Origin of the sequence: Mesorhizobium sp. M7A.F.Ca.AU.001.01.1.1 (genome assembly GCF_004022735.1) — a bacterium.
Taxonomy (GTDB): domain Bacteria; phylum Pseudomonadota; class Alphaproteobacteria; order Rhizobiales; family Rhizobiaceae; genus Mesorhizobium; species Mesorhizobium ciceri.
Genome location: NZ_RZPF01000413.1, coordinates 1 through 5,819 on the forward strand (window position 1 = coordinate 1; position 5,819 = coordinate 5,819).

6 protein-coding genes are annotated in these 5,819 nt (G+C 63.5%); 1 reads left to right on the forward strand and 5 read right to left on the reverse strand.

Features of this window, described 5'->3' with window-relative positions:
- The first annotated feature begins 78 nt into the window (after positions 1–78).
- On the forward strand, positions 79–867 hold the full coding sequence (locus EN884_RS22725) for a fumarylacetoacetate (FAA) hydrolase (protein ID WP_013532642.1): 789 nt from the start codon (positions 79–81) through the stop codon (positions 865–867).
- Here the strand turns inward: EN884_RS22725 and EN884_RS22730 are convergent.
- From EN884_RS22730 to EN884_RS22750, 5 genes are all read right to left on the reverse strand, one after another.
- Entirely contained in the window at positions 864–1,667 is an 804-nt protein-coding gene (locus EN884_RS22730) for an ABC transporter permease (RefSeq protein WP_013532643.1), read from the reverse strand. The two genes, EN884_RS22725 and EN884_RS22730, sit on opposite strands and share 4 nt — an antisense overlap.
- Entirely contained in the window at positions 1,667–2,500 is an 834-nt protein-coding gene (locus tag EN884_RS22735) for an ABC transporter permease (RefSeq protein WP_013532644.1), read from the reverse strand. The genes EN884_RS22730 and EN884_RS22735 overlap by 1 nt, the downstream gene beginning before the upstream one ends.
- A gap of 25 nt (positions 2,501–2,525) precedes the next feature.
- Entirely contained in the window at positions 2,526–3,641 is a 1,116-nt protein-coding gene (locus EN884_RS22740) for an ABC transporter substrate-binding protein (protein ID WP_013532645.1), read from the reverse strand.
- Positions 3,642–3,708: 67 nt separating this feature from the next.
- Positions 3,709–4,803 carry an ABC transporter ATP-binding protein gene (locus tag EN884_RS22745; protein ID WP_013532646.1) on the reverse strand — a complete coding sequence of 365 codons (1,095 nt, stop codon included), beginning with the start codon at positions 4,801–4,803 and terminating at the stop codon, positions 3,709–3,711.
- Positions 4,804–4,923: 120 nt separating this feature from the next.
- On the reverse strand, positions 4,924–5,819 hold an 896-nt coding region (locus tag EN884_RS22750), incomplete at its 5' end, for a LysR substrate-binding domain-containing protein (protein ID WP_245491969.1).

Consider the following 5,819-nt stretch of genomic DNA (forward strand, 5'->3'; position numbering starts at 1 on the left):
TTCTCGCTCCATACAGCGTCGCATGACGCAATGTTTCCTTGCCGTTTTTGATCCAGGAAGCAATTTCGGAAGCTGATGATGCTCGATGCAGAAAAGACCAGGGCTGCGTCGCGGTTGTTGGTAGGCCACTGGGACAAGGGCACCCGTCTCGACGCCATACCCGAGGCGTTGCGCCCACAAACACGGCTCGAAGGTTACGCTGTCCAGTCGCATGTCATGGATCGCTCGGCGGCTCCGCTTTTCGGCTGGAAGATTGCCGCGACCAGTCTGGCGGGACAAAGGCACATCAACGTCGACGGCCCCATGGCCGGACGTCTCCTGGCCGAGAAAGCGGTGGAGATCGGCGGGACCGTTTCCCTGGCGACGAGCAAGATGCGCGTGGCCGAGATCGAGTTCGCTTTCCGTTTCGGCCGCGAGCTGCCGCCTCGTGCGGCACCCTATGAAATCGCCGAGGCGATGGAAGCCGTGGCGAGCTTGCACCCGGCGATCGAAATCCCGGACTCACGGTATGACGATTTCTGCGCCGTCGGGGCGCCGCAGCTCATTGCGGACAATGCCTGCGCCAATCTGTTTGTCATCGGCGAGGCGGCGGAAGACGACTGGCACGACGTGGATCTTGCAAAGCACCCCGTGATCGCGTCCGTTTCCGGAAGGTCGCAACATAGCGGATCGGGAGCAGCCGTATTGGGCGATCCTCGCATCGCGCTTACCTGGATCGTCAATGAACTGTCGGGCCTGGGCATAGCGCTTCAGCCGGGACAGGTGGTGATTACCGGCACCTGCGTGACACCGATAAGCGTCGAGGCAGGCGACGAAGTCATCGGCGATCTAGGCAGGTTTGGCCGCGTCTCGGTGCGGTTTGTCTAGGCTCCGCGCTGCCTGGCCACGAAACTGCGCACCGCCAGCACCAGCACGGTGATGATGATCAGGATCACCGACAATGCCGCGATCGCCGGGTCGATGTTGTCGCGCAAGCCCATCCACATGAGCCGCGGCAGCGTGATGGCGTTGACAGAGGTGATGAACAGGGTGACGCCGATTTCTTCCCAGGACAGCACGAAGGAGAGAAGTGCGGCGGTGACGATGCCGAACTTGATGTTGGGCATGATGACGCGGGTGGCGCGCTCCCACACAGTGGCCCCTAAGCCCCGCGCGGCAAGGTCGATGCGGCGGTCGAGCTGGCTGAGAGAGACCAGCATCAGCACCGTGGCGAAGGGCACGGTCATCACCGAATGGGCCATGGCGACGCCAAGCCAGGTGTCGTAGCCGAAGAACGCGCTGAAACCCGAGATCGAGGTGAGCAAGAAGTAGAGCGTGATCGCCGAGACCACCGGCGGCACCACCATCGGCAGTAGCACGAAGCCGACCAGGGCCGCGGTGAAGCGCGGCTGGAACATCCAGACGCCAAGGCTGAAGCACAGCGCCAGCACAGTTGAAAAGGCGCTGCTGACGACACCGATGCGGATCGAGAGCAGAATCGATTGGAGCCAGCGCGGGTCTTCGATCAGCGCCCGGTAATGGCGCAGCGACAGTTCGCCCGACGGCATGGCCAGCATGCGGCTCGGCGTCAGCGACACCGGGATGACGGCGAGCAGCGGCATCAGCAGGAACAGCGCCACGAAGGCGGCGATGATCAGCGAGACGGGACCGGGGCGGTAGGTCGGCATCAGATCAACTGCTTCGGTCTGACATATCGGAACAAGAGCGCCATCAGCGCGCCGACGAACAGCACCAGCACGACGCTGATCGCTGCACCCAAGCCCCAGTCCGGGCTCTGGAATATCCTGAGATAGATCAGCTCGGCAATCATGACGCTGCGGCCGCCGCCAAGGATCGCTGGCGTGACGAAGAAGCCGAGCGAGAAGACGAAAACGATCATCGCCGCGCCTATGATGCCGGAGCGCGTCATCGGCACGAACACCGTCCAGAAGGTGCGCATGCGGCTGGAGCCGAGCCCGCGCGCCGCCAGGAGCACGCGGTCGTCGAGGCTGCGCATGGCCGATGCCAGCGGAAAAACGGCGAAAGGAATGAGGAAGTGCGTCATGCCGACGATGACGCCGAATTCGTTGCGCACCAACGCCAGCGGTTCGGAGATGAAGCCGATCGCCTGCAGCCACGTGTTGATCAGGCCGCGATTGGAGAGCAGCGCCACCCAGCCGAAGGCACGGGTCAGCACGGAAATCCAGAAGGGAACGAGAATGCAGAACTCGGCGATCAGGCGCTGTGCCGGGGTTCCACGCACCCAGACGACGGTGATGGCGTAGGCAGCGGCCACCGAGACCACGGTGACGACCGCCGCGATGCGCAGCGTGCGGATGAACACCGACTGCACCAGATCGTCGGTGAGCAGCGCCTCATATTGGCCGAGGCCGGGCGTCGGCAGCGTAAAACTCCATTTGACGACGCCGAGGAACGGCCAGGCATAGGCCAGGACAAGAAACAGGAGCAGCGGCGCCATCAACAGCGCCGCGCCCATCCTGTCGGAGAGATAGGATCTCATGTCCACCCGATTATCCCGGCCCTGATCAGGCCGAGATGATCTTGGTGTATTCGTCGAGCGCCGGCCCGTAATTTTTGGCGTACCAGTCCATGTCGAGCGCGATCTGCTTCTTCATGTTCTCGGGATCGACCGGGTTGATGCGCTTCTTGTCGGCCGTGATCAGCGCGTCTGCCGCCGGGTTTGCAGGACCTTGGCCGAGCTTGTCGAACATGACCAGCTGCTTTTCAGGGTCCTGGGCACTGGCGATGAACTTCATCGCAGCGTCCTTGCCGCCGGGGTTGTTCTTGAGCACGGCCAGCGCACCGGGCGAGATCAGTCCCTGATCCCAGATGAACTTGATCTTGCCGCCCGAATCCTGCTCGATCAGCGAAGCGCGCGTCGACCAGACGATCGCCATCGAGGCCTCGCCATTGAGCAGCACGCTCTGGCTTTCGGCGCCGCCACCCCAATAGGCAACGACGTTTTCCTTGAACGCGGCGATCTTGTCATGGGCGCGCTTGAGGTCGAGCGGGTAGAGCGACGCCGGCGCGATGCCGTCGGCCAGAAGTGCTGCTTCCCAGCTCGATACGCCCCATTTGTAGAGCGAGCGCTTGCCGGGGAATTTCTTCACGTCGAAGAAATCGGCCATGCCGGTCGGCGCGTCCTTGCCGTACTTCTCGGAATCATAGGCGATGACATAGGAGAAGAAATAGGTCGAGGCGGCGTATTCCCAACCAAAGCCGGGCCGCATCTTCTTCTTGTCGACGATGTTGTAATCGATCGGCTCGAGAGCCCCTTGGGCGCCGAGCGTGATGGCCGAGAAGGGGTCTACGTCGACGAGATCCCAGGTCGGCGCGCCGCTCTTGAACTGCGCGGCGATGGCGCCTTCGGTCGGACCCGAACCGTCCATCTTGACGGCGATGCCGGTGTCCTTGGTGAAGGCCTGGCCATAGGCGGCATCATAGGCGGTGATGGCATCGCCACCCCAGTTGACCAGCACCAGTTCCTTGGCCTGCGCAAAGGCACCTGTCGAGCGCAGCAGCATCGGCGTGCCGGCCAGCACGAGTGCCGCCAGCTGTGTGAACTGCCGGCGCGAGATCTCGCCGCGACCTGCCCTGGCGGACAGGCTCTCGACGGCTTGTTTTTTGTTGTCATGTGTCATGTCAGTTCCCCTTTTTTGTTGTTGATAGTGCCGGAAAGCGGTGGAGCGACATCTCGCCACACCGTCGTCATTGCCCTCCATGCGGAAGGAGGAAACCCTTTTCCGCCGGCCAGGTGAGCCAGACGGAATTGCCCTTGCTGAGCGCTGCGGCCGCCACCTCGTTCGGCACCGAGACGGTAACCTTGGCGCCTTGCCGTGTCGTCAGGTCGAGCCGCGTCGCAGCACCGAGATAGGTGGAGTTGGTGGCGGTAGCGGCGATGCCATTCTCGCCATCCGCCGCCTCGCCCGATATCGACATGTATTCGGGCCGGATCGCCAGGATGGCATCGCCGCGCACGAGTTCGGCCTTGCAGCCCATGCTGACCGCGCGGTCTTCGCAAAGGCCGGTCGAGCCATTGCCGGCAGGCTTGACGCCCTTCAGCGGCAGCATGTTGATTTCGCCGAGGAACTCGGCGACGAAGCGGTTGTCCGGCCGGTCGTAGACTTCGTCGGGCGCTCCGACCTGCAGCAGTTTGCCGTGGTTGAAGATGGCAACGCGCGACGACAGCGCCAGCGCCTCGCTCTGGTCGTGGGTGACGAAGACGAAAGTGGTTCCGGTTTCCTGGTGCAGCCGCTTCATCTCGGCCTGCATCTGGCCGCGCAGGCTCTTGTCGAGCGCCGAGAACGGCTCATCGAGCAACAGCACGCCAGGTTCGAACACCAGCGCACGGGCCAGCGCCACGCGCTGCTGCTGGCCGCCCGACAGTTGCGCCGGCAGTTTCTTCTCGTGGCCCTTGAGACCGACGCGCTCGATCATCTCGCCGACACGGCGCTTGATGTCGGCGGCCGGTTTCTTGCGCACCTTGAGTGGGAAGGCGATGTTGGCTTCGACGCTCATATGCGGGAACAGCGCGTAGCCCTGGAACACCATGCCGGCGGCACGTTGCTCTGCCGGTCGGTCGGTGATGTCGACGCCGTCGCTGAACAGCTTGCCCTCGGTCGGCTGCACGAAGCCCGCAAGGATCATCAGGAAGGTGGTCTTGCCCGAACCCGACGGCCCCAGCAGGGTCAGGAACTCGCCACGGCCGATATCGAGCGACAGATTGTCCAGCGCACGGAACGAGCCGAAGCTCTTGCCGATCCCGATTGCCTTGATCTCTGCGGCACGGCCGGGTTGCTGCATACTGCCCTTTCCCTAACGCTTGTCGAAATCGTAGGCAGGGTGCCGGCTCACCGCAACCGAATAGTTTTCGCGTGATCGGCAAATTCCATTCATCTATGGCGAGATGGCGCCGCCTTGCCCTCAATACGGCAGAATGCGGTTCTCCTGGAGTTTCGACCGCAGCCATCCCGCGAACGCTTCCAGCACCGGATGCGAAGCCTTGGCGTGTTCGGAGACCAGGAAATAAGAGCGTGGCGACTTGATCGCGATGTCGAACGGCCTGACCAGCCGGCCCTCGCTCAGCGCCCGCCGGCTGGTCAGTTCGTCGCCCATGGCGATGCCCTGGCCGGCAATCGCCGCCGAAAAGACCAGGTTCATGTCGGAAAAGAAGATGCCACCCTCGATGTCGGGGTTTTCCACCTTGGACAGCGCCAGCCAGCGCGCCCAATCCTCGGTGTCGTCGAGATGCAGCAGGTTGGCGCGCAGCACGTCCGACGGTCGGGAAAAACCGCCGACCTTGTTGAGCAGCGTCGGGCTGCAGAGCGGCGTGAACGAGATTTCGCAGAGCGGCTCGACCGCCCGGTTCGGCCAATTGCCGACACCAAACGCAATGAAGGCATCGGCATCTGCGTTGCTGACATCGTCGAGCCGGCGCGGCGTCAGGATGCGCAGCGCCACGTCAGGATACATCTGCCGGAACTCGCCGATATGGGTGCACAAGAACAGCGAGGCGAAGCCGGGCGTGCAACTGACGGCGAACGAGCCGCCGACGCCGGTGCCGGCGTCCCGCGTCACCGCATCGCCCAAAACGGTGAGCGCCTTGCGCACGTCGCTGGCATAGCGCTGGCCGCGCGGCGTCAGCGCCACGCCCTTGCCGATGCGTTCGAGCAGGTCGAAGCCGAGATCGCGCTCCAGCAGACGAAGCTGATGGCTCACGGCGCTGCGGGTCAGGTGCAACTCGTCGGCGGCGCGCCAGACGCTGCCATGGCGGGCGAAGCTGTCGAGCGCACGCAGCGCTTGTGTGGATGGTATACGCA

Excerpts from the sequence above, each read along its gene's own strand:
- EN884_RS22725 (WP_013532642.1), top strand. The coding sequence starts at position 79 with ATGCTCGATGCAGAAAAGACCAGGGCTGCGTCGCGGTTGTTGGTAGGC.
- EN884_RS22730 (WP_013532643.1), bottom strand. The coding sequence starts at position 1,667 with ATGCCGACCTACCGCCCCGGTCCCGTCTCGCTGATCATCGCCGCCTTC.
- EN884_RS22735 (WP_013532644.1), bottom strand. The coding sequence starts at position 2,500 with ATGAGATCCTATCTCTCCGACAGGATGGGCGCGGCGCTGTTGATGGCG.
- EN884_RS22740 (WP_013532645.1), bottom strand. The coding sequence starts at position 3,641 with ATGACACATGACAACAAAAAACAAGCCGTCGAGAGCCTGTCCGCCAGG.
- EN884_RS22745 (WP_013532646.1), bottom strand. The coding sequence starts at position 4,803 with ATGCAGCAACCCGGCCGTGCCGCAGAGATCAAGGCAATCGGGATCGGC.